This window comes from Nocardia sp. NRRL WC-3656, from assembly GCF_000720265.1.
GTDB lineage: Bacteria > Actinomycetota > Actinomycetes > Mycobacteriales > Mycobacteriaceae > Nocardia > Nocardia nova.
Genome location: NZ_JOJF01000022.1, coordinates 1 through 23,773 on the forward strand (window position 1 = coordinate 1; position 23,773 = coordinate 23,773).

Genomic DNA, 23,773 nt, shown 5'->3' on the forward strand with positions numbered 1-23,773 from the left:
GAACCTCGGCAACGACCATGAAGCCAAACCCACCGCTCCCAGGTGATTCGGAACCCGATGGCTGCGGGCTCTATCACCACGAAAGAAAGGTAAGGACGATGATGCGACGCGGACGGATGCGACTCGCCGGTGCCGCCGTCGGTCTGGTGATCCTGTTGGGCGCCACCGGATGCGAGTGGGACGGTCTGAACACCCTGCCGATGCCCGGTGCGGCCGGAACGGGTGAGGGCGCCTGGCAGATCAAGATCCAGATGCCGAATGTCACCACGCTGACCCGCAATTCGCCGGTGCAGGTGGACGACGTCACGGTCGGCACGGTGAAGAACATCCAGGTCGAGGATTGGCACGCGCTGGTCACGGTGAGCCTCGAGAAGGGTGTGCACCTGCCCGCCAACACGGTGGCCGCGATCGGGCAGACCAGCCTGCTCGGCAGTAATCACGTCGAGCTGTCGGCGCCGAAAGACGTTGCGCCGGAAGGCCAATTGAAGCCCGGCGATGTGATCCCGTTGTCGCGCGCGAGTGTCTATCCCACCACCGAGCAGACGCTGTCGTCGCTGTCGGTGGTGCTCAACGGTGGCGGTATCTCCCAGCTCGAGACCATCACCCACGAGCTGAACAAGACCTTCTCCGGGCGGTCGGATGCCATCCGCGATCTGCTGCCGCAGCTGGCGCAGCTGACCAGCACCCTGGACGGTCAGACCAAGGACATCATCGACGCGATGGGTGGGCTGGACCGTTTCGCCGGACAGCTGAACAACCAGAAGGAACAGGTGACCCGGGCCGTCACGCAGCTGCATCCGGCCCTCACCGTACTGGCCGACCGCCGCGAGAACATCACCAAAACGATTACCGCACTGGGTGATCTCAGCGATGTGGTGAGCCGGGTGATCGCCGAGAGCGGTGACAACCTGAAGGCGGATCTGGCCAATCTCCATCCGGCCCTGGAATCGCTGGCCAGCACCGGAACGAAACTGGCCGACGCCCTGCAGATCCTGCTCACCTTCCCGTTCCCCATGCGGAACTTGAACAAGGCGCTCAAGGGTGACTACCTCAACCTGCTGATGACCGTCGATCTCACCGGTGCGCGACTGGATTCGAACTTCCTCACCGGTACGCCGCTGGGCGGCCGCTTCGGCGGGGTCGAGGGCGCGCTGGGCACGATCGCACCCGATACCGCGATGGGTAAGGGCGACCCGGTCACCGGGCCGATGCAACCGCCGCCACCGCCCGCGCCCGGAGCGGCCGCGCCGACGCCGAGTATTCCCGGCCTGCCGCCGATTCCGAATCTGCCCGCCATACCCGGGCTGACGGTGCCCGCGCCGCAACAAGGGGGTGCGGGTCGATGAAACTCAGCAAATTCATCCGGATCCAGCTGGTGATCTTCTCGATCCTGACCGTGATCGGCCTGGTCGTGATGGCGGGCGTCTACGTCCACCTGCCGGCCATGTTCGGCATCGGCCGCTACGGCGTGACCGTGAAACTGGAGGCCACCGGCGGGCTGTACCCGACCGCGAACGTCGCCTACCGCGGTACCAACATCGGCAAGGTCGAGGATGTGAAGCTCACCCCCGAGGGGGTCGACGCCAAGCTGTCGATCAACAGCGACTTCAAGATTCCCAGTGATGTCGATGCCTATGTGAAGAGCGTGTCGGCGATCGGCGAACAGTACGTGGATCTGGTCCTGGCCGAGAATCCGCACGGCGGGAATCTGCACGACGGTTCGGTGATCCCGGTGCAGCGCACCAGACTTCCGCAGGATGTCGGCGATATGCTCGACCAGGCCGACCGGCTGCTCAGCAGTGTCGCCGACACCAAACTGCGCCAGGTCATCGACGATGCCTTCACCGCGTTCAACGGCGCGGGCCCGGATCTGCAGAAGTTCATCGACTCCGCCTCGCTGCTGGTGCAGGAGGCGAAGAAGAACACGAACGAGACCAAGGATCTGCTCGACAAGATCGGCCCGCTGCTCGACACCCAGAACCAGTCCGACGCCGCGATTCGTTCGTGGACAAAGGATTTGGCGACCGTCACCGATCAGTTGCGCCAGCACGACCCCTCGCTGGGGCAGTTGCTCGACCGCACCCCCGCGGCCGCGCAGAAGGTGTCGCAGACCTTCCAGGATCTGCGGCCGACGCTGCCGCTGCTGCTGTCGAATCTGACCAGCGTCGGCCAGGTCGGGGTGACCTACCACGCAGGTGTGGAACAGATCCTGGTGATCTACCCGCAGCTGGTGGCGGCGCTGCTGACATCCATCCGCGGGCCCACGCAATACGGCGCCATGGTCGACTTCATGCTCGGGCTCAACGACCCGCCCGGCTGCACCACCGGCTTCCTGCCGCAGGATCAGCGCCGCTCGCCGGCCCTGAAGGACACCCCGGACACGCCGCCGAATCTCTACTGCAAGGTGGCGCAGAACGCCAAGGAAGCGGTGCGCGGTATCCGCAACACGCCGTGTGCGGACGTGCCGGGTAAGCGGGCTCCGAGTCCGGAGCTCTGCCACGACCCGCAGGGTTATGTGCCCGAGGGCGACAACCCGCCCTTCGGCGATCCGCACCCGGTCACCCCGTCCGGTGAGCCGGCGGCCAACCCCGGCGACGCTCCGGCCGCGCAGAGCCAACCGGCGGCGGCGCTGCGCACCTACGACCTGAAGAACCACACCTTCACCGGACCCGACGGCCGGACCTACCGACAGGGGGATGTGGGCCCCGACGGATCGGGCACTGTACCGTCCAGTTGGCAGGCGATGCTCGAGGAGCAACAGAAATGAGCGAATCGAATTCCACACCCACCGGTCGCGTCCGGCGCCGGGCCAGCCGGCAGGCCGGAGCGCCGACCGACGCGATAGCGGTCGACCGGACCGAGAGCGCGCCCTCCGACGAAGCGACGGTGAAGCTCGGCGCCGCGGGCGCTGCCGAGGAGGCGGTGCAATCGTCGACCACATCGCCGGCGAGGGCGACCGAGTCCTCCTCCGAGGCGGCATCGAAGGCAGTGTCCGGCGCCGACGCGAAGTCCGAGACCACCGTGAAGCTTTCGACGGCGGCCGACGACGACACGACCGTGCGGCTCACCGACTCCGCGGAGGAGACGGCAGCGGCGGACACCTCCGAGCCGCCGAAGCGCTCACTCGGACCGCTGGGCTGGGCGGCCGCGGTGGTGGCGGTGCTGTCGTTGTTCCTGCTGGTCGGCTCGGGCGGCTTCTTCGCCTACCACCAGCATCAGGTCGGCGCCCAGGCCGACCAGCGCGCGGAATATGTGCAGACCGCCAAGCAGGCCATTCTCAATCTGACCAACATCAAGGACGACACCGCGAAGCAGGACATCGACCGGGTGCTCTCGGTCGCCTCGGGACAGCTCAAGCAGGAGTACTCCGAGCGCAAGGACGCCTACGCGCAGGTCGTGCAGCAGGCCAAGGTGAAGGCCAGCGGCGAGATCATCGAGACCGCGGTCGAAAGCCAGGACGACCACACCGCGAAGGTGCTGGTCGCGGCCAAGCAGACCCTGACCAACGCCGGTGCCAAGGATCCGCAGGAGCGCTACTACCGCTTCCGGGTCACGGTCGACCGCGACGACAACGGTGGTATCACCGCCTCGCAAGTGGAGTTCGTGGCATGAGCAGACAAGGTTCCGGCAAGCTGCGTCCCATCCTGTTCATCGGTGCGGCGGTGCTGTTCGTGGCCGCGGTCGCGATGGCCTCGGTCACTGGCTACAAGTACTGGTCCGACAAACAGGTCGAGCAGGCCCGTACCGACTCGGTGCCCGCGGCCCGGCACGCGGTGGAGTCGGTATTCACCTACGACTTCAAGACCGTCGACGCCGAGTTGCCGAAATCGGCCGACAACCTCACCCCGTCGTTCCGCAAGGACTACCTGAAGCTGATTCAGCAGGCGATCGCACCCGGCGCCAAGGAGAAGCAGCTCACCGTGCAGGCCACCACCACGGCGGCCGGTGTGGTGTCCGCGGAGCGCTCGCACGCGGTCGTCCTGCTGTACCTGAACCAGGTGACCACCAGTAAGGACTCCCCGCAGGGCACGGTGACGCCGAGCCGGGTCCGCGTGGCTCTGGACAAGGACGGCGGCCACTGGCTGGTCGACGCCATTACCCCGATCTGATCCCGCGTTAAGCGAATCCCGTTATCCCCGTTAAGGGTTCGTCCCTACCGTCGACGGCACAGCGATTCCGAGGCGGGATCGGTGGTCGATACCGGCTCCGGTCGCGGCGCAGATCTCCCGCCGGTGAAGCGCGCCTGTGCCGCACGGACCGACCGTGTGGTGATCCGGCGGGTGCGGCGGAATCCGGGGTGGCGGGTACGCGGCGACCGCCTGCCCCGGCGGAGGCCAGGACCGAGATTCGGTGTGGGTGGCGCTCTCCGGCTGCCGGACGGTCGGTTCGAAGGGTGTACCCGCCTCGGGTCGCTGTGCAGTCGCCGGAACGTTCGCCCGGCCCCGCCGCGGAGCGTTCGCCGCGGGCCTAGCGCTCGGCGCCGCCCGGATCCACATCCGCATCGGTGAGCAGGGCGCTGCCGGCCACCCGATCCTGGGCCAGTGCGTCGAGGAACGAGCGCGCCCAGCGGTCCACATCGTGGGCGAGTACCTGGCGGCGCAGCGAACGCATGCGGCGCCGCTTGGTTTCGGGGTCGTCCTCGATGGCGGACATGATCGCGTTCTCGACGCTGTCCAGATCGTGCGGATTACACAGGTAGGCCTGACGCAATTCCGCTGCGGCGCCGGTGAATTCGCTGAGCACGAGGGCGCCGTTGAGGCCGCTGTGCGAGGCCACGTACTCCTTGGCGACCAGATTCATCCCGTCGCGCAGCGGGGTCACCAGCATGACGTCGGCGGCGACGAAGAAGGCGACCAGTTCGTCGCGGGGGATCGGCCGGTGCAGATAGTGCACGAAAGGGTAACCGACGCGGGAGAATTCGCCGTTGATGCGGCCCACCTGACGTTCGATGTCGCCGCGCATCTGGATGTAGCTCTCCACCCGTTCGCGACTCGGCGTGGCCAGCTGCACCATCACCGTCTCGGCCGGGTCCAGCCGGCCCTCGTGCAGGAGTTCCTGCAGCGCCGCCAGGCGGATATCGATGCCCTTGGTGTAGTCCAGGCGGTCCACACCGAGCAGGATGTGCTTGGGGTTGCCCAGCTCCCTGCGGATCTGAGCGGCGCGCTCCCGCACCGAGCGTCTTCGCGACAGCTCGTCGAGTTCGGCGGAGGCGATCGAGATCGGGAAGGCGCCGACCCGCACCGTGCGGAAACCGACCTGCACCACACCGAGTTTCGACCGCACACCGACCGTGCCGCGCGAGGTGGGTTGTCCGGCAAGCCTTCTCGCCAGGTACAGGAAGTTCTGCGCGCCGCCGGGCAGGTGGAAGCCGATCAGGTCGGCGCCGAGCAGACCCTCCACGATCTCGGTGCGCCACGGCAGCTGCATGAACAGCTCGACCGGGGGGAACGGGATGTGCAGGAAGAATCCGATGGTCAGATCGGGCCGCAGCATGCGCAGCATCTTCGGCACCAACTGCAGCTGGTAGTCCTGTACCCACACCGTCGCGCCCTCGGCGGCCACCTTCGCGGTGTACTCGGCGAAGCGCCGGTTCACGTCCACGTAGGCGGTCCACCAGTCGCGGTGGTACTCCGGCCGCACGATCACGTCGTGATAGAGCGGCCACAGCGTGCCGTTGGAGAATCCCTCGTAGTAGGCGGCGACCTCCTCGGCGGTCAACGGCACCGGATACAACTCCAGGCCGTCCTCGATGATCGGATCGACATCCACATCGGGAACGCCCGCCCAGCCCACCCAGGCGCCGTTGTTGTTGCGCAGCACCGGCTCCAGGGCCGTGACCAGGCCGCCCGGACTGCGCTTCCACCGCTTGGTCCCGTTCGGGAGACGTTCCAGGTCGACCGGGAGCCGGTTGGCGACCACGACGAAACCGGACCCGGCGCCGCCGGGACGGTCCGCTGGTGCGGATTCGGTTTCCGGCGAAGCGTCTCGAGATCGATCGCTGCGTATGTCGCGCATCTGGTCCACTGCTGGATCCTCCGGTCGCCGAAATGGCGGAACTAGGCGTGGGATTTCAGTTGTGATGAGCGCTGCGCATTGCGCTGCGCGGGGCTCGTCCTATTCGCTGCGCGCGCTGGGACCGATTCCGAGCATCGACAGCAGCATCCGGCATTCGTCGGCATCGTTGGCGTAGGCGGCCACGACGCGCTGAGCCTGCCGTGCGGTCTCGTCGGCGAGCGGTTCCAGGTCGTCGTCCGCGATGTCGTTGGCGCTCTTCGCGGCCATCATCGTGTCCTCTCGGCTCGGGGTCGTGGCACGGCGGTGGGGTTCGACCGTCGTGGTGTCGGCGCCGTGCGCTGTCAATGGTATCGGTCGCCGCACAAGGGTCCGTCGACTCGGTACCGACCGCTGCCGAACCGCAACAGCGCGGGGCGACACCCGCCACACCGGCGAAACGCTGGAGCCTCGGGAACCTATAACGTTGGTAGGGAGGCGAATTTCGCCCACTGCGTGTATCGAGCACCGCACGAATCGAGTGGAAAGGGTCGCAGCACTATGCCGTTGGCCACGGTGAATGGAATCTCGCTGAACTACCAGGTGAAGGGAGACAAGGCCAAAGGCACCGACACCAAGGGGGCTGCCCCGCTGGTCGTGCTGATCATGGGCACCGGGAGCCCCGGGCGGGTGTGGGAGCTGCACCAGGTTCCGGCGCTGGTCGCGGCCGGTTACCGAGTGTGCACGTTCGACAATCGCGGCATCGCTCCGTCCTACGAGGCGCCCGACGGGATGACCATCGACGAATTGGTCGCCGACACCGCGGCGCTGATCGAATTTCTCGACGAGGGCCCGGTCCTGGTCGCCGGCACCTCGATGGGTGCGCGGGTCGCGCAGGAATTGGCCCTGGCGCGCCCCGACCTCGTGCGCAAAGCCGTATTCATGGCCGGACACGCGCGGCTCGACCAATTCCAGAAGACGCTCTCGCTCGGCGAACACGAACTCGACGCCTCCGGCGTGCGACTGCCCGCCAAATACGAGGCCGCCCTGACCGCGGTGATGAATCTTTCGCCCGCCACGATGGCCGATCCGAATTCCGCGCGCGATTGGCTGGATCTGTTCGAATTCACCGGCGGACCGGCATCCCCGGGAATCCGGGCGCAGCGCCGGATGGATCACGATTTCGATCGGCTGCAGGCCTATCGCGCGATCAAGGTGCCGTGCCTGTCGATCGGATTCGCCGACGACCGGATGATTCCCGCGTATCTGACCCGTGAGCTGGCCGAAGCCATTCCCGACGCCCGATACCAGGAGATCCCCGACGCCGGGCATTACGGGTATCTGGAACGTCCCGAGGCGGTCAATAAGATCCTGCTCGATTTCTTCGCGGGCTCGAGGTAACCACCAACGCGTAACGTCGGTCTTGCTAGTGTCGACACATCGCTCGGGGGCTACGGCTCTGGTCGGTCGGCTCAGGTCGGTTTCGGCTCGTGCCCGCGCCCCGCGAGTTCCGTATCCAGCGCGTTCCCGTACACAGCGCCAGCATCCAGTGAGGTGAAATGAGCACCAACCCCTTCGACGACGAGGACGGCCGCTTCTTCGTTCTGGTCAACGACGAGGAGCAGCATTCCCTGTGGCCTGCTTTCGCCGAGGTCCCGGCCGGGTGGCGAGTGGTGTTCGGCGAGGACAGCCGCGCTGCCTGCGTCGAATACGTGGAGAAGAACTGGACGGATATGCGTCCCAAGAGCCTGCGTGACGCGATGGCGGCCGACGACGCGGCTCGCCAGGGCGCCCAGTCCTGATTCCGCGCCGGACGAAACTGCGCGGAGCGACGGTGATCGGCGGCTGCGTGCTGCCCTGAGGGGCACACGCAGCCGCTGCGATCCGCCGCTCCCTCCTACAGTGGTGAACGATTTTTCCGGACGGCCCGCGCCCCGGTTATGATGGCACCGCTTCACCCGCCTCCTTAGCTCAGTGGTAGAGCACCGCTCTTGTAAAGCGAAGGTCGTCAGTTCAATCCTGACAGGGGGCTCCACTCGGGCTCCGGCCTGCGAAAGCAGGTCGGAGCTTTTTCGCGTCAGGGGAGATGCATCAGCTGCCGGGCCAGGCCGAACAGGCGGCTGCCGAGTTTGATGACGGGGATTCCCAGCGGAATCAACAGGATCGTCACGCACAACACCGCGCCGAGGATCCAGACGACGAGCGCCAATAATCCGACCACCGTGCCCAGCACGGCCGTCAGGATGCCCAACACCACGTCGAGCAGGCCCCGTATCGCTGCCATGACGACCTTTCCGGTGTCCATTCTGCTCTTTTCGGGCGCAGTGTGCTCCGATCCGCGCCGCCGTGATGAAAGTTAAGCGCCCGCCACCCCGCGATGAACGGGCGAAAAGTCGTCAGCAAAACCGTCGCTAAACCTCGCATGCCGACCTGGTGGTTTCCGTTTCGGGCCATTGCGCCGCTCCGAGCCGTCCCCCTAGCGTCGGGCCCCGTTGCCGCGGCCGCTGTCCGGGCAGGACTTCCTGCCCGAGCAGATTCGTGGCAACGCACCTGATGAAACCCACCGAAGTTAGGAGATGACTGTCGATATGACAACAGCCACCCGCCGGATCTTGGCAACGACCGCCTTCGCCGCCCTCTCGGTCTCGATCGCCGGCGCTACCGCCTCCGTCGCCTCGGCTGATACCCCCTCCGCCGCGCCCACGACCAGCAGCGCGCCGTCGGCTCCCAAGCTGTCCACGGGCTCGGCGTTCGGCGCCGACAAGCACAAGGACGACGACGGTGACGACCAGCCGGCCGCGCCCTCCGTGGACGCGATCCAGAAGGTTCTCACCGAGATTCAGGACACCGACAAGCCGGAGGACCTCGAGAAGTCGCTCGACAAGGACATCGACACCCTCACCCACAACGAGGCCGCCGTGCCCGCCAAGGTGAAGGAGGAGTTCAACAAGTTCCGTCAGGAACTGCAGCAGGCCAAGACCAAGGACAGCCTGGACGGCAGCTCCGCCGCCGACACCCTGAAGACGATCAAGGGTGACGCGAAGACGCTCGGCGCCGATCTGAAGGCCGCCGCATAAGAGCGCAGCACCATCGAGGACCCGCCGATCCGGGAGGCGCCGCCCGGGTCGGCGGGTCGCCTGTTCTCCGACCTGTCGCGCAGCCGGCTCGCAGGAAACTCCCAGACAACGTTCAGCGCATTCCGGGCTGTAGGAGAGACGATATCCAGCATGAGTGGAGTGGCTGGCGATCGGACCCCCGAGGCTCGGGTGCTGGTGGTCGACGACGAACCGATGATCGTCGAACTGCTGTCGGTGAGCCTGCGCTATCAGGGGTTCGAGGTGGCCACGGCCGCCAACGGCGCCGAAGGGCTGGACCGGGCCAAGCAGTTCCGGCCCGACGCCCTCATCGTCGACGTCATGATGCCCGGTATGGACGGCTTCGGCCTGCTGCGCCGGCTGCGCGCCGACGGCATCGATGCCCCGGTCCTCTTCCTCACCGCGCGGGACGAGGTCGAGGACAAGATCACCGGCCTCACCCTCGGGGCCGACGACTACGTCACCAAACCCTTCTCGCTCGAGGAGGTGGTGGCGCGGCTGCGGGTGATTCTGCGCCGCTCCGGTCACGTGGTGGAGGAGACGAAATCCTCGCGTATCCGCTTCGAGGACATCGAACTCGACGACGACACGCACGAGGTGTGGAAGGCCGGGGAACCGGTCGCGCTCTCGCCGACGGAGTTCACCCTGCTCCGATACTTCATGGTCAATGCCGGCACGGTGCTGAGCAAGCCGCGCATCCTCGATCACGTCTGGCGCTACGACTTCGGCGGCGAGGTGGGCGTGGTGGAAACCTATGTCTCCTACCTGCGCAAGAAGGTCGACACCGGTCCCGACCGGCTGATCCACACCCTGCGCGGTGTCGGCTACGTGATGCGCGCGCCCAGCCGCAGCCGGTCGTCGGCGAAATGAGCGATCCGCGCTCGGTGCGCGAGCGCGCCGACCACGACGCGGCCGGCACCGAGGCGGTGCTCGCGACGGCCGGTACGGCCGAGCCGGGCACCGAACCCGAACCCGGTGGCATCGCCGAAACCGGCGCACGCGCCGAGGGCGTGGCCCCGCCGCGGCGCGGACTGCGGCACCGGATCTCGCGTCGCCTGGCCGCGGTGCCGCTGCGGGTCACCCTGGTGCTCGCGCTGGTGTGCCTGGCGGGTCTCGGACTGCTGGTATCGGGTGTGGCGGTGACCTCCGCGATGCGAAATGTGCTGATCGACAAGGTCGATCGGCAACTGTTCGACGCCGCCCACAGCTGGGCGAGCCCCGATGCGCCACCGCCCCAGCACCTTCCGCAACCTCCGGGGCGGGAACGCCCGCCCGCGCTGTTCTACGTGCAGGTGACCGGACCCACCGGAAATCAGCGTCTGCTGCTGAGTTCCGGACCCACCGTTCCGGACACTCCGTCGAATCTTTCGAGACATCCCGAGACCGTGGGATCGGTCGGCGACCCCGACGAACACTGGCGCGCGCTCGAGGTGGTGACTCCGCAGGGATCCAGTGTGGTCGCGCTGCGCCTCACCGAAACCGAGAACATCATCGATCGTCTGATCGGGTTGCAGGTCGCGGTGGGCCTCATCGTGCTCGCCGTACTCGCGGTGGTGGCGCAGTTCGTGATTCGCCGGAGTCTGCGCCCGCTCGGTGAGGTGGAGAAGACCGCCGCGGCCATCGCGAGCGGGGATCTGCATCGGCGAGTTCCGGTGCAGGGCACCAACACCGAGGTCGATCGGCTCTCGCAATCGCTCAATGGCATGCTGTCCCAGATTCAGAGCGCCTTCGCCGCCACCGAGGCATCCGAGGAATCCGCGCGGCGTTCGGAGGCCCGGATGCGGCGGTTCGTCGCCGATGCCAGCCATGAACTGCGGACCCCGCTGACCACGATCAAGGGTTTCGCGGAGTTGTATCGGCAAGGGGCGCTGGCGGATCCGGCCCTGTTCATGGACCGGATCGAACGCGAGTCCAAGCGGATGAGCCTGCTGGTGGAGGACCTGCTGATGCTGGCTCGCCTCGACGCGCAGCGCCCGGTGGAACGCCGGCCGGTGGATCTGCTGGCACTGGCCAGCGATGCGGTGCACAGTGCCCGCGCCGTCGACGCGGCCCAGCGACCCGAGGAGCCGCGTCGACCCATCGACCTGGAAATACGCCCGGGCACAGGGACATTGGAGGTGCGTGGCGACGAAGCGCGGTTGCGTCAGGTGCTGGGCAATCTGGTCAACAACGCGCTGATCCACACCCCGCCCGACGCGGCGGTCACCGTCGCGCTGACACCCGCTCCGGACGAGGTGGTCATCGAGGTCGCCGACACCGGGCCGGGCCTGCCCACCGAGGACGCCGAGCGCATCTTCGAACGCTTCTACCGCACCGACACCTCACGCAGCCGCGACAGCGGTGGCACCGGACTGGGTCTGTCGATCGTGCAGGCGCTGGTCGCCGCGCACGGCGGCACGGTCGCGGTGCACAGCGCGGTGGGACAGGGCACCACCTTCGCGGTGCGCCTGCCCCGTTCGCAGCAGTGATTCAGGCTCGGTGCGTCAGGCCGGGACGTTCGCGCCGTAGCCGAGATCGCGCAGCGCCTGCGTGATCTTGTCCTGCGCCTCGTCCAGCGATTCCGGGCTCGGATCGGTGTCCGCGCCCGAGATGTTGAAATCGCCCAGCTCGAACGCCGGGAAGACGTGCACGTGCAGGTGCGGCACCTCCAGCCCGGCGATCAGCAGGCCCGCGCGCGGCGCGTCCCACGCCTTGCGCACCGCCTGGCCGATCTTCTGAGCGACCTCGTTGATCCGCGCGAACGTGGCGGGATCCAGATCCTGCCACTGGTCGATCTCCTTGCGAGGAACCACGAGCGTATGACCCTGGGTGACCGGAGCGATGGTCAGGAAGGCGACGAATTCCTCGTCCTCCCACACGAACCGCCCCGGCAGCTGTCCGGCAATGATCGCGCTGAATACAGATGGCATGGGTTTCATACTGCCCCGCCCGGCCGGGAGGCGGAGGCCGGGGCGGCGGGCTGTCCTCCCGGTACCCGCATCTGCTGTTCACCTGCGTCCCCTAAGCTGTCACGCGTGCGCGTACTCGTCATCGGATCCGGAGCCCGTGAACACGCCCTGGTGGAAGCCCTGCGTCGGGATCCCGGGGTCACCGCGATCGCGGCCGCGCCCGGCAATCCGGGGATCGGCCAGGTTGCCGAGGTGCGGGCGGTCGATCCGGCCAGCGCGGAGGCCGTCGTGGACCTGGCCCGGGATTTCGCCGCCGATCTGGTGGTGATCGGTCCCGAGGTGCCGCTCGTGCTCGGCATCGCCGACGCGGTCCGGGCGGCGGGGATCGCCTGCTTCGGACCGTCGGCCGCCGCCGCGCGGATCGAGGGATCGAAGGCGTTCGCCAAGGACGTGATGGCCGCGGCCGGGGTGCGCACCGCGCACAGCGAGGTCGTCGATCATCCGGGCGAGCTCGACGCCGCACTGGATCGCTTCGGGCCGACCTGGGTCGTCAAGGACGACGGGCTGGCCGCGGGTAAGGGCGTGGTGGTCACCGCCGATCGGTCCGCGGCCCGCGACCACGGTGCCGAACTGCTCGAGCAGGGCCATCCGGTGCTGCTGGAATCGTTCCTCGACGGTCCCGAGGTCTCCCTGTTCTGCCTGGTCGACGGCGAGACCGTGGTGCCGCTGCTGCCCGCGCAGGACCACAAGCGCGTCGGCGACGGCGACACCGGCCCCAACACCGGCGGCATGGGCGCCTACACCCCGCTGCCGTGGCTGCCGCCGGAGACCGTCACCGAAATCGTCGACGATGTGGTCAAACCCGTTGCCGCCGAGATGGTTCGGCGTGGTGTCCCGTTCTCCGGCCTGCTCTACGCGGGTCTGGCGATCGGCCAGGCCGGACCCGCGGTCGTCGAATTCAATTGCCGCTTCGGCGATCCCGAGACCCAGGCCGTGCTCGCGCTGCTCGACAGTCCGCTCGGCGCCCTGCTGCACGCCACCGCGACCGGCACGCTGGCGCAGGCGCAGCCGCCGGTCTGGAAGGACGGCGCGGCGATCACGGTGGTGCTGGCCGCGGAGAACTATCCGGGCCGCCCCCGCACCGGTGACGTCATCTCCGGCGCCGAGAGCGCCCCGGCCTCGGAGGGAAGCGCGAATGCCGAAGTGCTGCACGCCGGTACGGCGCTGCGCGCGGACGGCGCACTGCTGTCGGCCGGCGGGCGTGTGCTGAATGTCGTTGCCACAGGTGGGGATCTGACCGCGGCTCGCACGAACGCCTACGCACGCATCGCGGGAATCAAACTGCCCGGCAGCCACTTCCGCACCGATATCGGTCTCGCCGCCGTCGAGGACCGCATCTCGCTCCCCACCCGCGTGTAGCCGAATCAGCTTCGGCCCCACCGATTTCGAGGCGCACAAAGGCCGAAGCGAGCCCGCCGGGTTCAGCCGACCTGAATGCCGTGCATGGCCAGCCACGGCTGCGGGTCCACGTGCTGTCCGCCGATGAGGATCTCGAAGTGCAGGTGCGGGCCGGTGGAATCGCCGCGGTTGCCGATGCGGGCGATCTGCTGACCGGCGCGCACCCGCTCGCCGACCGACACCGAGAAGTCGTACATGTGGCCGTACACCGAGATGGTGCCGTCGTCGTGGCGGATGCGCACCCACAGTCCGAAGCCCTGCGCCGGCCCGGCGTCGATGACGGTGCCGTCGGCGACGGCGTAGATCGGCGAACCGATGGGCGCCGCGATATCGATCCCGTAGTGGAAGGTGCCCCACCGGCCCCCGTAACCGGAGGTGAACACGCCGCGCGCGGGCAGGGCGAAACCGCCGATGCCCGGGGCGATTCCGCCCGGGAGGATGCCGCCGGGAATCGTGGTGGCCGGCCCGGACAGCCACGGTTGCGGCGTCCCGGCGACCGCCGCGGCGGCTTCGGCCTTCGCGCGTTCCAGGGTGGCCCGCGACGCCGCGGCGACCACCTGCGCCTCGCGCATGCGCTCGCCGTTGTCGATGGCGGTCAGATAGCGCTTGCTGGTTTCGGGTTCGGCCTGCACCTGGAGCGGATAGGCCACCGCGATCCGCTGTGCCGCACCGGGTTTCGGCGTCGAGTCGACCGGTTGCGGCGCCACGGCGTCGGCGGCGGCGAACAGTCCGACCACTACCATGCCGATCACCAGCACCCGATGGTCGCCGACCCAGCCGCGCAGCCGTGGCCACAGGGTCTCGAATTCCTCGCGCCAGTGTCGATCCCGCATCATCTGCCACCAGCGCCCCACCCGCGTGCGCCATTCGACCGCCGCGACCTGCCCGAATTCACGCGATCGGCGGGCCGAGGAACGCAGGCGATGCGCGATCGAGGGACGGTCGCGGCGCAGCGTCGTTCGCCAGTCGGGGCGGATCACGGTCCAGCCCCCCTGGTACGACTTCGCGCGGCGTGCCTGGTCAGGCATTCTGCCGACGATAACAGGGGCCCGCCCGGACACGCAGGGAGGCGCGGCGGCGCACAGCAACGTCTCAGGCGTCGGTGCCCGGGAAACGGACTGCGCGCCGGCCTGCCGAGGCGGTGTTCTACCGTCGTCTGGTGCGCAGCGAATCCCGGCGGTCCACCGTTCCGACCTTCTACGTCATGGACGTCTGGAAGGCCGCGGCCGAACGCGCCCGCACCCACGGCGACGTGCTGGTCCTGGCGGCGGGCCAGCCCTCCACGCCCGCCCCGGTGCCGGTGCGCCGCGCCACCCAGGCGGCCCTCGACGCCGAATTACTCGGCTACACCGAGACTTTCGGCATCCCCGAATTGCGCTCGGCCATCGCGGCCCATCATCGCGACACCTACGGCGTCGAGGTCGAGTCCGACGACGTGGTGATCACGACCGGCTCCTCGGGCGCGTTCACGCTGATCTTCCTGGCCGCATTCGACATCGGCGACACCGTCGTGGTCGCTCGCCCGGGTTACCCCGCCTACCGCAACACCCTCACCGCACTGGGCTGCCGGGTGATCGAACTCGATTGCGGCCCCCGGACCCGGTTCCAGCCGACGGTGGCGATGCTGGAGGAGCTGCCCGAACCGCCCGCCGGCCTGATCGTCGCCAGCCCGGCGAACCCGACCGGCACCATGATCGCCCCGGACGAGCTGGCGGCCCTGGCCCGCTGGTGCGACGAGCACGGCACGCTGCTGATCTCCGACGAGATCTATCACGGCATCGCCTATTCGGGCGTCGACGGCGATACCGAACCGGTGAGCTCGGCGTGGGAGACCTCGCGCGAATCGGTGGTGATCGGTTCGGTGTCGAAGTATTTCTCGATGACGGGCTGGCGGCTGGGCTGGATGCTGGCACCGGCGCGGCTGCGCCCGGCGCTGCAGCGGCTGGCGTCCAATATGACCGTCTGCCCGCCGGCCATCTCGCAATTCGCGGCGGCGCACGCGTTCGGCCCGGAGGCCAAATCCGAACTCGACGGACACGTCCGCCGCTATGCCCGCAACCGGTCGTTACTGCTCGAGGGGCTGCCCGCCCTCGGCATCAGCGATCTGGCGCCGGCCGACGGCGCCTTCTACGCGTACGCCGATATCGGTCATCTGAGCCAGGATTCGACGCGCTGGTGCGCGGATCTGTTGGCGCACACGGGTGTCGCCCTCGCGCCCGGGATCGATTTCGACACCCGTAACGGACACCGCACGGTCCGATTCTCCTTCGCCGGCGCCACCGCGGATATCGAGGAGGCGCTGGTGCGACTCGGCCGATATCTGAGCTGACGCACAGACTTTCCGTACCGGCCCACCGGAGCGCGTGGATGCGGTACAAATGATTCGGGTTGTGATTTCAACCCTTGCTATTTCGAACCGATCCCGGCTGTCCGCTCGGATCGGATCCCGGAAATTTGCGCGGTCCCATGGTCGATTGCACAGCAACGATTCGGCCGGGATTGCACAGACGCACAGATTTGCACAGATCGCACCGATTTGGCACGGATGAACCGATGATGACTGGCACGATGACACGGTGATCACCGCGACGACCCCGAAAGGCGAAAGGCGTCGCCAAGCGTTGGTTGCGGCTGCCGCGGAGTTGCTACTCGAAGGTGGCTTCGATGCCGTGCGCCACCGTTCGGTGGCGACGCGCGCGGATCTGCCCCTGGCATCCACGACCTACTATTTCGAATCCCTCGAGGATCTGATCGCGCGCGCGGTCGAGTTCAGCGGCAATGCCGAACTCGAGTCGATGCGCCGCCGGATCGGCGAGGTCACCCACCGCAAACGCGGCGCCGAGGCGACCGTCGATCTGATCGTGGATCTGATGGTCGGCACCGACGGCCCCGACGAATTCGCCCGCGGGCGGCTGATCGCCCGCTACGAGCGGTCGGTGGCCTCGGCCCGGCATCCGGAACTACGCGAGGTGCAGCTGCGGTTACGCGCCCAGCTCGAGGACTTATTGGCCGATGTGCTGCGCCGATCCGATCGGATGGTGCGCACCGATCAGTTGCGCCGGCTGGTGGCGGTGGTCGACGGAGCGGTGGTCGCCGCGCTGGCCGAATCCGATCCGCAACCGCGCCGGACCGCCCGCGGCGCGCTGCTGGAATTGATCGATGTGATCGCTCCGCCGGTGCCGCAACCGCTGATGGCGCCGCAGACCGTGCCACCGGCCGCGGCGCAGCACCTGCCCGCGGCCATGCCCCAGCAACCGAGCAGGCATCGAACATTAGACTGACTGCTCGTGAGTCTTGTCCCGAACGTCCTCGCCACCCGGTACGCGAGCCCGCAGCTGGTGCAGTTGTGGTCGCCCGAGAACAAGATCGTGCTGGAGCGCCGGCTGTGGCTCGAGGTGCTGCGGGCCCAGACCGAACTCGGCGCCGCCGGTACCGAGGCGGTCACCCCCGAGGTCCTCGAGGATTACGAGCGGGTGCTGGGCGAGGTCGACCTGGCCTCGATCGCCGAACGCGAGCGGATCACCCGCCACGATGTGAAGGCGCGCATCGAGGAGTTCAACGCCCTCGCCGGGCACGAGCAGATCCACAAGGGCATGACCAGCCGGGATCTGACCGAGAACGTGGAGCAGTTGCAGATCCGGCTCTCGCTGGAACACGTCTACGAACACGGCGTCGCGGTCGCCGCGCGGCTGGCGGAGCGAGCTGCCGAGTATCAGTCGCTGGTGATGGCCGGTCGCTCGCACAACGTGGCGGCACAGGCGACCACCCTGGGCAAGCGCTTCGCCGGTGCGGCCGACGAGGTGCTGATCGCCCTGCACCGGGTGCGCGAGCTGATCGACCGGTATCCGCTGCGCGGGATCAAGGGCCCGATGGGCACCGCGCAGGACATGCTCGATCTGTTCGACGGCGACGCCGCCAAACTCGCCCAGCTGGAGCAGAAGGTCGCCGGGCATCTGGGCTTCGCGACCGTGCTGACCAGTGTCGGCCAGGTCTACCCCCGCTCCCTGGACCACGACGTGATCTCCGCGCTGGTCCAATTGGGCGCGGGCCCTTCGTCGTTCGCGCACACGGTGCGGCTGATGGCGGGACACGAACTGGTCACCGAGGGTTTCCAGCCCGGGCAGGTCGGCAGTTCGGCGATGCCGCACAAGATGAACACCCGCTCCTGCGAGCGCGTGAACGGTCTGCAGGTGGTGCTGCGCGGTTACGGCTCGATGGCGGCCGAACTGGCGGGCGCGCAGTGGAACGAGGGCGATGTGTTCTGTTCCGTGGTGCGCCGGGTCGCGCTGCCCGACGCGTTCTTCGCCATCGACGGCATGATGGAGACCTTCCTGACCGTCCTCGGCGAATTCGGCGCCTACCCGGCCGTGATCGAGCGTGAGCTCAACCGCTACCTGCCCTTCCTGGCCACCACGCGCATCCTGATGGCGGCCGTGCGGGCCGGGGTCGGGCGCGAGAGTGCGCACGAGGTCATCAAGGAGCACGCGGTCGCGGTGGCGCTGGCCATGCGGGAGCAGGGGCGCGAACCGGATCTGCTGGACCGCCTGGCGGCCGACGACCGGATGCCGCTGGACCGGGCCGGACTCGAGGCCGCCCTGGCCGATCGGACGGCGTTCATCGGCGCCGCCGAGGCGCAGGTGAGCGATGTGGTGGCGCAAGTGCAGAAGCTGATCGACGCGAATCCCGAGGCCGCCCGCTACACCCCCTCGCCGATTCTGTAACCGCCGCCGGACCGATGGTCGCGGCACCGCAACCGCCCGGCGCCGCCGTTCGCGCGGTGGTCTCGCGCGTGCTCGGCGCCGTGCGAATGGTGCGGCGGCGCAGGCGAAATCGACGACTAGGGTTGCCGGATATGGACCCCTATACGATCTTCGCCGATATCGTCGCCGGGCGGGCGCCCTCGTCCAAGGTCTACGAGGACGACGACGTTCTCGCCTTCATGGACATCCGTCCCATGACACCCGGTCATCTGCTGGTGATTCCGAAGATTCCGGCGCGCAGTCTGGCCGAACTCGATCCGGCGATCGGCGGCAAGCTCTTTCAGGTCGCGCAGCGTCTGGCGGCCGCGCTGCGGCAGTCCGAGGTGCGCTGTGACGGGGTGAATCTCTTTCTGGCAGACGGCGTTACGGCCGGGCAGGAGGTCTTCCACGTCCATCTGCACGTCATTCCGCGCACGCCCGGCGACGGCTTCGGGCTGCGCAATCGCGCGACGACCCCGCCGCGTGCGGACCTGGACTATCTGGCCGCATCGATCCGGGGCGCAGTCGGGCGGGCACAACCGAACGCCGCGCGCGGGCAGGACGGAAAGTGGTGGCTCACCTGAGTTCTCCTGCGGACCGGGTGGTTTGCTGAGGAAGCGCCAGGAGGTCGAAAGCTCCGCGGAGCGCCACAGTATGCGTTACTTTGAGTAGCAGCTGTGGTGGGTTGACGGAGGTGGGGACATGCGACGTTCATTCGTTGCTGCGGTTGTGCTGGCAGTCGGACTGGGCGTCTTCGGTCCCTGGATGGGTCCACAGCCACGCGCATCGGCGGCGCGGGTGGTCGGGGAAAACGATATGAGCCCGACCCGGACGGCCCTGTTCGTCGACTCCCCAGCGATGGGACGCACCATCCAGGTTCAGGTGCTGCATCCGGCCGGTGGGGGTTCACGGCCCTCCTACTATCTGCTCGACGGGCTCGATCCCGGTGTGCAGCAGAGCACCTGGACCAATGCCACCGATGCCGAACCCTTCTTCCACGGTAAGAACGTCAACGTGGTGCTGCCGATCGGCGGGCAGGCGAGTTACTACACCGACTGGCAGCGCGACGATCCGCACTTCGGCCGCTACCAGTGGGAAACCTTCCTGACGCGCGAACTTCCGCCCATCATCGACGCCACGTTCTCCGGCAACGGCGTGAACGCGATCGGTGGCCTGTCGATGGGCGGCATCGCGGCGTTCGTCCTGGCCGTTCGCCATCCGGAGTTGTACGAGGCGGTGGCGGGATACAGCGCGTGCCCGGACCTGGGCATCGCGCAGGGGGCGATCATGTTCTCGATCGCCAATCGCGGCGGCAATCCGTTCGATATGTGGGGTGCGCCCGGAAGTGCGGAATGGGGCGCCCACGATCCGGCGCTGCTGGCGAATCGGCTGCGCGGCAAGACCCTCTACCTGTCCACCGGCACCGGAATCCCGGGTCCGCACGAGACCGAGATCAAACCGCAGCTGCCGGAGAACATCGTCCTGGGCGGGCCGATCGAGGCCGGCGTGGACGTCTGCGTCACCGCCTTCGAGCAGCGGCTGCGCGGCATGCGAATCCCGGCCCGGGTCGATCACAGTCCGGTGGGGACGCATTCCTGGTCGTATTGGCAGGACTATCTGCACGCGTCCTGGCCGACAATCGGCGCGGCGATCGGGGCCTGATCGCCGGGGCCGCCGCATCCGATCGGCGCGGGACGCCCCGCGCGACCGGGCAAGACCCCGGAGATCCGGTGCGCTGCGGTTCAGTGCGGTTGCGCGCCCGGCCGGTTGAATTCGCCGTCCTTCGCGCCGGCGACGAACGCCCGCCATTCGCCGGGAGTGAAGATCAGCGCCGGCCCGTCCGGATTCCTGGCATCACGCAGCCCGATATTGCCGCTGGCCAGGAAGGCCACCTCGACACCACCCTCCCCGTCGCCGCTGCGCTGCCAGACCGCCTCGGGTTCGATCTCGCGATTCTTCGCTTCCAACCTGTGCTCCTGCATCGATGTGATCGCCCGCGGGATCGGCGCGGGCGCTGCCGTCCCCGAGAGTAGGCGGTCGGAAGCCGCCGCACCGGCGTCGTTTCCGAATCCGCGCGTACCGGCATGGCCGGGATCACACCGATATGCCGACCTGCGAAATGTGGCATTCGTCTACTCGTCCCGGCAACACCGCTGGTTTACGCCGCAACCTGATCGGAAACCCCATTCACTGTGGCAGTTGGAAGGCGTCGACTGGTCAAGAGACCGAGAGGGCGTGCCCTGCCGCACTGAAGGGACGACAAGGATGGAGCACCGCATGGCACCCGTCTTCGACAGTTGCGCGGTGGTGCCCCGGCACCTCACCGTCGAGCAGGCGCACAACATCCTGCACAGTCACAGCAGCTGTCCCACCGACCAATGCCCGCGCCGCAAAGCCGCACTGTTCTTCCTGATGGAATCTCGTCGTTCGGCCCGCGGCAACGGGCGTGACCTGCGCCGGCCCGCACCGCGGACCACCGGCCTGGGGTAACGCGGGCCGAGCTCGCACTCCCGTCCTCGCCGATGCGTTCGTGCCGGCGGGTGTGGGGGTGCGCGCCCGGACCGGCGTGCCGCGATTACGGTGGTCACCATGGCTCTCGACAGTGGTACCGGAACCATCCAGAACGCCGGCGACGCCGCGGCGGCGGTGACCCCGCCGGCGGCCAAACAGGTCCCGGCCGAACGCGTCCATCACGGTGACACCTTCGTCGATCCCTACGAATGGCTGCGGGACAAGGACGATCCCGAGGTCATCGCCCATCTCGAGGCCGAGAACGCCTATACCGACGCGCAGACCGCCCACTTGGCCCCGCTGCGCGCGCGCATCTTCGACGAGATCAAATCGCGCACCCAGGAGACCGATATGTCGGTCCCGGCGCGGCTGGGCGAGTACTGGTACTACTCGCGCAGTTTCGAAGGCAAGCAGTACGGCGTGCACTGCCGCTGCCCGATCACCGATGTCGACGACTGGACCCCGCCGCAACTCGACGTCGATATCGAGATTCCCGGTGAGGAGATTCTGCTCGACAGCAACGTGCTGGCCGAGGGGCACGATTTCTTCGCCCTCGGCGCCTATTCGATCAGTCACGACGGCACGCTTCTGGCCTACTCCACCGATACCGTCGGTGACGAGCGATATGTGCTGCGGTTCAAGGATTTACGCAGCGGCGAGCTGCTCGGCGACGAAATCCCGGGCACCGCGCCGGGGGCGACCTGGTCGCTGGACGGAACCCACGTGTTCTATCAGACCGTCGACGAATCCTGGCGGCCCGACACCGTATGGCGCCACCGCCTCGGCACCACGCAGTCCGACGACGTCAAGGTGTTCCACGAGCCCGACGAGCGCTACTGGGTCAGCATCGGCGCCACCCGCTCCGAGAAGTACCTGATGATCTGGGTCGGGTCGAAGATCACCACGGAGGGCTGGATCCTCGAATCCGACGATCCCGAGGGCGAATTCCGGGTGCTGCTGCCGCGCCGCGAGGGTGTGGAGTATTCGGCCGAACACGCGGTGATCGGCGGGCAGGACCGGCTGCTGATCCTGCACAACGACGTGGTCGACGGTGTGAAGGCCGAGAATTTCGTGCTCACCGAGGCGCCGGTGGACGATCCGGCCGCGATGACCATGCTGATCGGTCATCGCGACGATGTGCGGCTCGAGGACGTCGACTGCTTCCGCGACCATCTCGTGCTCTCGTATCGGCGCGAGGCCCTGCCGCGAGTCGCGGTGTGGCCGTTGACTTCCGACGGCTACGGCGAGCTGCGCGAATTGGAATTCGGCCTGGAACTGTTCTCCGCCGGCGTGGGCTCCAATCCGGAATGGGCGCAGCCGACACTGCGGCTGGGCGTGACCTCGTTCATCACCCCGATGCAGGTCTTCGACTACGTGCCCGCCACCGGTGAACTGATGCTGCGCAAACAGCAGCAGGTGCTCGGCGGCTACGACCCGGACGACTATGTGCAGCACCGGGATTGGGCGACCGCGGCCGACGGCACCCGGATTCCGATCTCGGTGGTGCGCCGCCGCGACAGCGAGGGTGCGGACCCGAAGCCGTTGCTGCTCTACGGGTACGGGTCCTACGAGGCCAGTATCGATCCGGGTTTCTCGGTGTCGCGGCTGTCGCTGCTCGACCGCGGCATGGTGTTCGCGGTCGCCCATGTGCGCGGCGGTGGCGAGATGGGGCGGCTGTGGTACGAGAACGGCAAGACGCTCACCAAGAAGAACACCTTCACCGATTTCGTCTCCTGCGCACGGTATCTCGTCGATACCGGCGTCACCACGCCGCAGGTGCTGGTGGCCGACGGTGGCAGTGCGGGCGGGCTGCTGATGGGTGCGGTGGCCAATCTGGCGCCCGAACTGTTCGCGGGCATCCTCGCCAATGTGCCGTTCGTGGATCCGCTCACCTCGATTCTGGACCCGTCGCTGCCGCTGACGGTCATCGAATGGGACGAGTGGGGTAACCCGCTGGAGGATCCGGAGGTCTACGCCTATATGAAGTCCTATTCGCCGTACGAGAACGTGGCGGCCGTGGACTATCCGGCGATCCTGGCGATCACCAGTCTCAACGACACCCGCGTGCTCTACGTCGAGCCCGCGAAGTGGGTCGCCGCGCTGCGGGCCACGAAGACCGGTGACTCCCAGCTCCTGCTGAAGACCGAGATGAGCGCCGGGCACGGTGGCGTCAGCGGCCGCTACGAGAAGTGGAAGGAAGTCGCCTTCGAATACGCCTGGGTGCTCGATCGGGTCGGGCTCGGCGAGGTCGGCTGACGGCTGCCGGTTGCCGGACCGTGCGGCCGGGTGGTCGCTCCGGGAATTCGTCGGGGCGTCACTTCGGCTGCACGGGGCCGACACCTGCCGCGCGCACAGTGGAGGCATGAGCGGCAACGACCGGGGGTTCGGGCAGCTGATCGTCTCGGTGTCGGGTATTCGCGACACCACACTGGAACAGGCGCGCGCCTTCGCCGCGGAGATGGACGGCCGCGGGGTACGGCTGTCGCTGCTGGTGGCGCCGCGGTTGAAGGGGAAATACCGGCTCACCGAGGATCCGCGCACCCAGCAGTGGCTGCGGGACCGCCGCGGCGCGGGTGACGCGATCGTGCTGCACGGCTACGACCAGGCCGCGACCAAACGCCGCCGCGCCGAATTCGCCGCGCTGCCCAAGCACGAGGCGCGCCTGCGCCTCACCGCCGCCGACCGGGTGATGGAACAGATCGGCCTGCGCACCCGGCTGTTCGCCGCCCCGCGCTGGACGGCCTCCGAGGGCGCCGTCGCCGCCCTGCCCGAGGTCGGCTTCCGCCTGGCGCTGGGATTGACCGCCATCCACGACCTGGAACGGGACACGGCACAGCGCTGCTGGGTGCACGGCGTCGGTGAGGGTTTCCGGGCCGAACCGTGGTGGTGCCACGCACTGATCATGAGCGCGGCCCGCATCGCGCGACGCGGGGGAACGCTGCGACTGGCCGTCTCGGCGGCGCAACTGTCCCGGCCCGGTCCCCATCAGGCCATGCTCGACGCGGTCGATCTGGCGCTGTTCCACGAGGCGGTTCCGGACGTCTACCGGTGGGAACCGTACGCCATGCCGCATGCGGCATGAGCTCGCTCG

The 23,773-nt window shown here is 68.0% G+C and carries 24 protein-coding genes and 1 tRNA gene; 19 read left to right on the forward strand and 6 right to left on the reverse strand.

All coding sequences use genetic code 11. The annotated features are described in order from the left end of the window. Positions 1-98: 98 nt before the first annotated feature. The 4 genes from IG65_RS0124970 to IG65_RS0124985 are packed head-to-tail and all read left to right on the forward strand — an operon-like array spanning position 99 to position 4,109. Positions 99-1,346, forward strand: a complete 1,248-nt coding sequence (locus IG65_RS0124970; protein ID WP_030517389.1) for an MCE family protein — start codon at positions 99-101, stop codon at positions 1,344-1,346. Next, positions 1,343-2,767 carry an MCE family protein gene (locus IG65_RS0124975; protein WP_030517390.1) on the forward strand — a complete coding sequence of 475 codons (1,425 nt, stop codon included), beginning with the start codon at positions 1,343-1,345 and terminating at the stop codon, positions 2,765-2,767. Before IG65_RS0124970 ends, IG65_RS0124975 begins: the two co-directional genes overlap by 4 nt. Then, complete coding sequence (locus IG65_RS36100; RefSeq protein ID WP_051756832.1) at positions 2,764-3,612, forward strand: hypothetical protein; 849 nt, start codon at positions 2,764-2,766, stop codon at positions 3,610-3,612. Before IG65_RS0124975 ends, IG65_RS36100 begins: the two co-directional genes overlap by 4 nt. After that, the gene (locus IG65_RS0124985; RefSeq protein WP_030517392.1) at positions 3,609-4,109 is read left to right on the forward strand and encodes a h domain protein; all 501 of its coding nucleotides are present in this window, start codon (positions 3,609-3,611) and stop codon (positions 4,107-4,109) included. The genes IG65_RS36100 and IG65_RS0124985 overlap by 4 nt, the downstream gene beginning before the upstream one ends. Positions 4,110-4,467: 358 nt before the next feature. Here IG65_RS0124985 and IG65_RS0124990 read toward each other — a convergent pair whose 3' ends face one another. Together IG65_RS0124990 and IG65_RS38640 are read right to left on the reverse strand one after the other, a co-directional pair. Further along, positions 4,468-6,015 carry a trehalose-6-phosphate synthase gene (locus IG65_RS0124990; protein WP_030517393.1) on the reverse strand — a complete coding sequence of 516 codons (1,548 nt, stop codon included), beginning with the start codon at positions 6,013-6,015 and terminating at the stop codon, positions 4,468-4,470. 99 nt (positions 6,016-6,114) lie between these two features. After that, positions 6,115-6,282 (reverse strand): hypothetical protein, encoded by a 168-nt coding sequence (locus IG65_RS38640; protein ID WP_169812365.1) that lies wholly within the window; start codon positions 6,280-6,282, stop codon positions 6,115-6,117. 270 nt (positions 6,283-6,552) lie between these two features. Here IG65_RS38640 and IG65_RS0125000 point away from each other — a divergent pair, with 270 nt between their 5' ends. The 3 genes from IG65_RS0125000 (at position 6,553) to IG65_RS0125010 (ending at position 8,026) form a co-directional block, all read left to right on the forward strand. After that, positions 6,553-7,392 (forward strand): alpha/beta fold hydrolase, encoded by an 840-nt coding sequence (locus IG65_RS0125000; protein ID WP_030517394.1) that lies wholly within the window; start codon positions 6,553-6,555, stop codon positions 7,390-7,392. A 158-nt stretch (positions 7,393-7,550) separates the two neighbouring features. Further along, positions 7,551-7,793 (forward strand): MbtH family protein, encoded by a 243-nt coding sequence (locus tag IG65_RS0125005; protein ID WP_011207082.1) that lies wholly within the window; start codon positions 7,551-7,553, stop codon positions 7,791-7,793. A gap of 158 nt (positions 7,794-7,951) precedes the next feature. Beyond that, positions 7,952-8,026, forward strand: a tRNA-Thr gene (locus IG65_RS0125010). Between the two features lie 42 nt (positions 8,027-8,068). Here the strand turns inward: IG65_RS0125010 and IG65_RS0125015 are convergent. After that, on the reverse strand, positions 8,069-8,275 hold the full coding sequence (locus IG65_RS0125015; protein ID WP_030517395.1) for a hypothetical protein: 207 nt from the start codon (positions 8,273-8,275) through the stop codon (positions 8,069-8,071). A gap of 304 nt (positions 8,276-8,579) precedes the next feature. Here IG65_RS0125015 and IG65_RS0125020 point away from each other — a divergent pair, with 304 nt between their 5' ends. From IG65_RS0125020 to IG65_RS0125030, 3 genes are all read left to right on the forward strand, one after another. Next, entirely contained in the window at positions 8,580-9,068 is a 489-nt protein-coding gene (locus tag IG65_RS0125020) for a hypothetical protein (protein WP_156055760.1), read from the forward strand. A gap of 150 nt (positions 9,069-9,218) precedes the next feature. Then, positions 9,219-9,956, forward strand: coding sequence for a response regulator transcription factor (locus tag IG65_RS0125025; RefSeq protein WP_030517397.1), 738 nt, complete (start codon positions 9,219-9,221; stop codon positions 9,954-9,956). Between the two features lie 194 nt (positions 9,957-10,150). Further along, positions 10,151-11,554: a sensor histidine kinase gene (locus tag IG65_RS0125030; RefSeq protein ID WP_030517398.1), complete on the forward strand. Its 1,404-nt coding sequence runs from the start codon at positions 10,151-10,153 to the stop codon at positions 11,552-11,554. A 15-nt stretch (positions 11,555-11,569) separates the two neighbouring features. Here IG65_RS0125030 and IG65_RS0125035 read toward each other — a convergent pair whose 3' ends face one another. Then, positions 11,570-11,995, reverse strand: a complete 426-nt coding sequence (locus tag IG65_RS0125035; protein WP_030517399.1) for an HIT family protein — start codon at positions 11,993-11,995, stop codon at positions 11,570-11,572. A gap of 105 nt (positions 11,996-12,100) precedes the next feature. Here IG65_RS0125035 and purD point away from each other — a divergent pair, with 105 nt between their 5' ends. Further along, positions 12,101-13,393 (forward strand): phosphoribosylamine--glycine ligase, encoded by a 1,293-nt coding sequence (gene purD / locus IG65_RS0125040; RefSeq protein ID WP_030517400.1) that lies wholly within the window; start codon positions 12,101-12,103, stop codon positions 13,391-13,393. Between the two features lie 62 nt (positions 13,394-13,455). On the opposite strand, the gene IG65_RS0125045 is transcribed toward purD, so the two are convergent. After that, complete coding sequence (locus tag IG65_RS0125045; RefSeq protein ID WP_051756834.1) at positions 13,456-14,460, reverse strand: M23 family metallopeptidase; 1,005 nt, start codon at positions 14,458-14,460, stop codon at positions 13,456-13,458. A 131-nt stretch (positions 14,461-14,591) separates the two neighbouring features. Between IG65_RS0125045 and IG65_RS0125050 the strand changes: the two genes are divergently transcribed. From IG65_RS0125050 to IG65_RS0125070, 5 genes are all read left to right on the forward strand, one after another. After that, on the forward strand, positions 14,592-15,761 hold the full coding sequence (locus IG65_RS0125050; protein WP_030517402.1) for a pyridoxal phosphate-dependent aminotransferase: 1,170 nt from the start codon (positions 14,592-14,594) through the stop codon (positions 15,759-15,761). 247 nt (positions 15,762-16,008) lie between these two features. Beyond that, positions 16,009-16,713 (forward strand): TetR/AcrR family transcriptional regulator, encoded by a 705-nt coding sequence (locus IG65_RS0125055; RefSeq protein WP_081879751.1) that lies wholly within the window; start codon positions 16,009-16,011, stop codon positions 16,711-16,713. 6 nt (positions 16,714-16,719) lie between these two features. Continuing rightward, a complete protein-coding gene (purB, locus tag IG65_RS0125060; RefSeq protein WP_030517404.1) occupies positions 16,720-18,153 on the forward strand; it encodes an adenylosuccinate lyase in 1,434 nt (477 codons plus the stop codon). Positions 18,154-18,284: 131 nt separating this feature from the next. After that, positions 18,285-18,755, forward strand: a complete 471-nt coding sequence (locus IG65_RS0125065) for an HIT family protein (protein ID WP_051756836.1) — start codon at positions 18,285-18,287, stop codon at positions 18,753-18,755. 118 nt (positions 18,756-18,873) lie between these two features. Beyond that, on the forward strand, positions 18,874-19,833 hold the full coding sequence (locus IG65_RS0125070; RefSeq protein ID WP_030517406.1) for an alpha/beta hydrolase family protein: 960 nt from the start codon (positions 18,874-18,876) through the stop codon (positions 19,831-19,833). Positions 19,834-19,913: 80 nt separating this feature from the next. Here the strand turns inward: IG65_RS0125070 and IG65_RS0125075 are convergent, their stop codons facing one another. Beyond that, complete coding sequence (locus tag IG65_RS0125075; protein WP_228796201.1) at positions 19,914-20,138, reverse strand: DUF397 domain-containing protein; 225 nt, start codon at positions 20,136-20,138, stop codon at positions 19,914-19,916. Positions 20,139-20,448: 310 nt separating this feature from the next. On the opposite strand from IG65_RS0125075, the gene IG65_RS0125080 reads away from it, so the two are divergent. The 3 genes from IG65_RS0125080 (at position 20,449) to IG65_RS0125090 (ending at position 23,764) form a co-directional block, all read left to right on the forward strand. Continuing rightward, positions 20,449-20,661, forward strand: a complete 213-nt coding sequence (locus IG65_RS0125080; RefSeq protein WP_063065915.1) for a hypothetical protein — start codon at positions 20,449-20,451, stop codon at positions 20,659-20,661. A gap of 99 nt (positions 20,662-20,760) precedes the next feature. Continuing rightward, positions 20,761-22,938, forward strand: coding sequence for a S9 family peptidase (locus IG65_RS0125085; protein ID WP_051756848.1), 2,178 nt, complete (start codon positions 20,761-20,763; stop codon positions 22,936-22,938). Between the two features lie 106 nt (positions 22,939-23,044). Then, positions 23,045-23,764 carry a DUF2334 domain-containing protein gene (locus IG65_RS0125090; RefSeq protein WP_030517410.1) on the forward strand — a complete coding sequence of 240 codons (720 nt, stop codon included), beginning with the start codon at positions 23,045-23,047 and terminating at the stop codon, positions 23,762-23,764. The last annotated feature ends 9 nt before the right edge of the window (positions 23,765-23,773 follow it).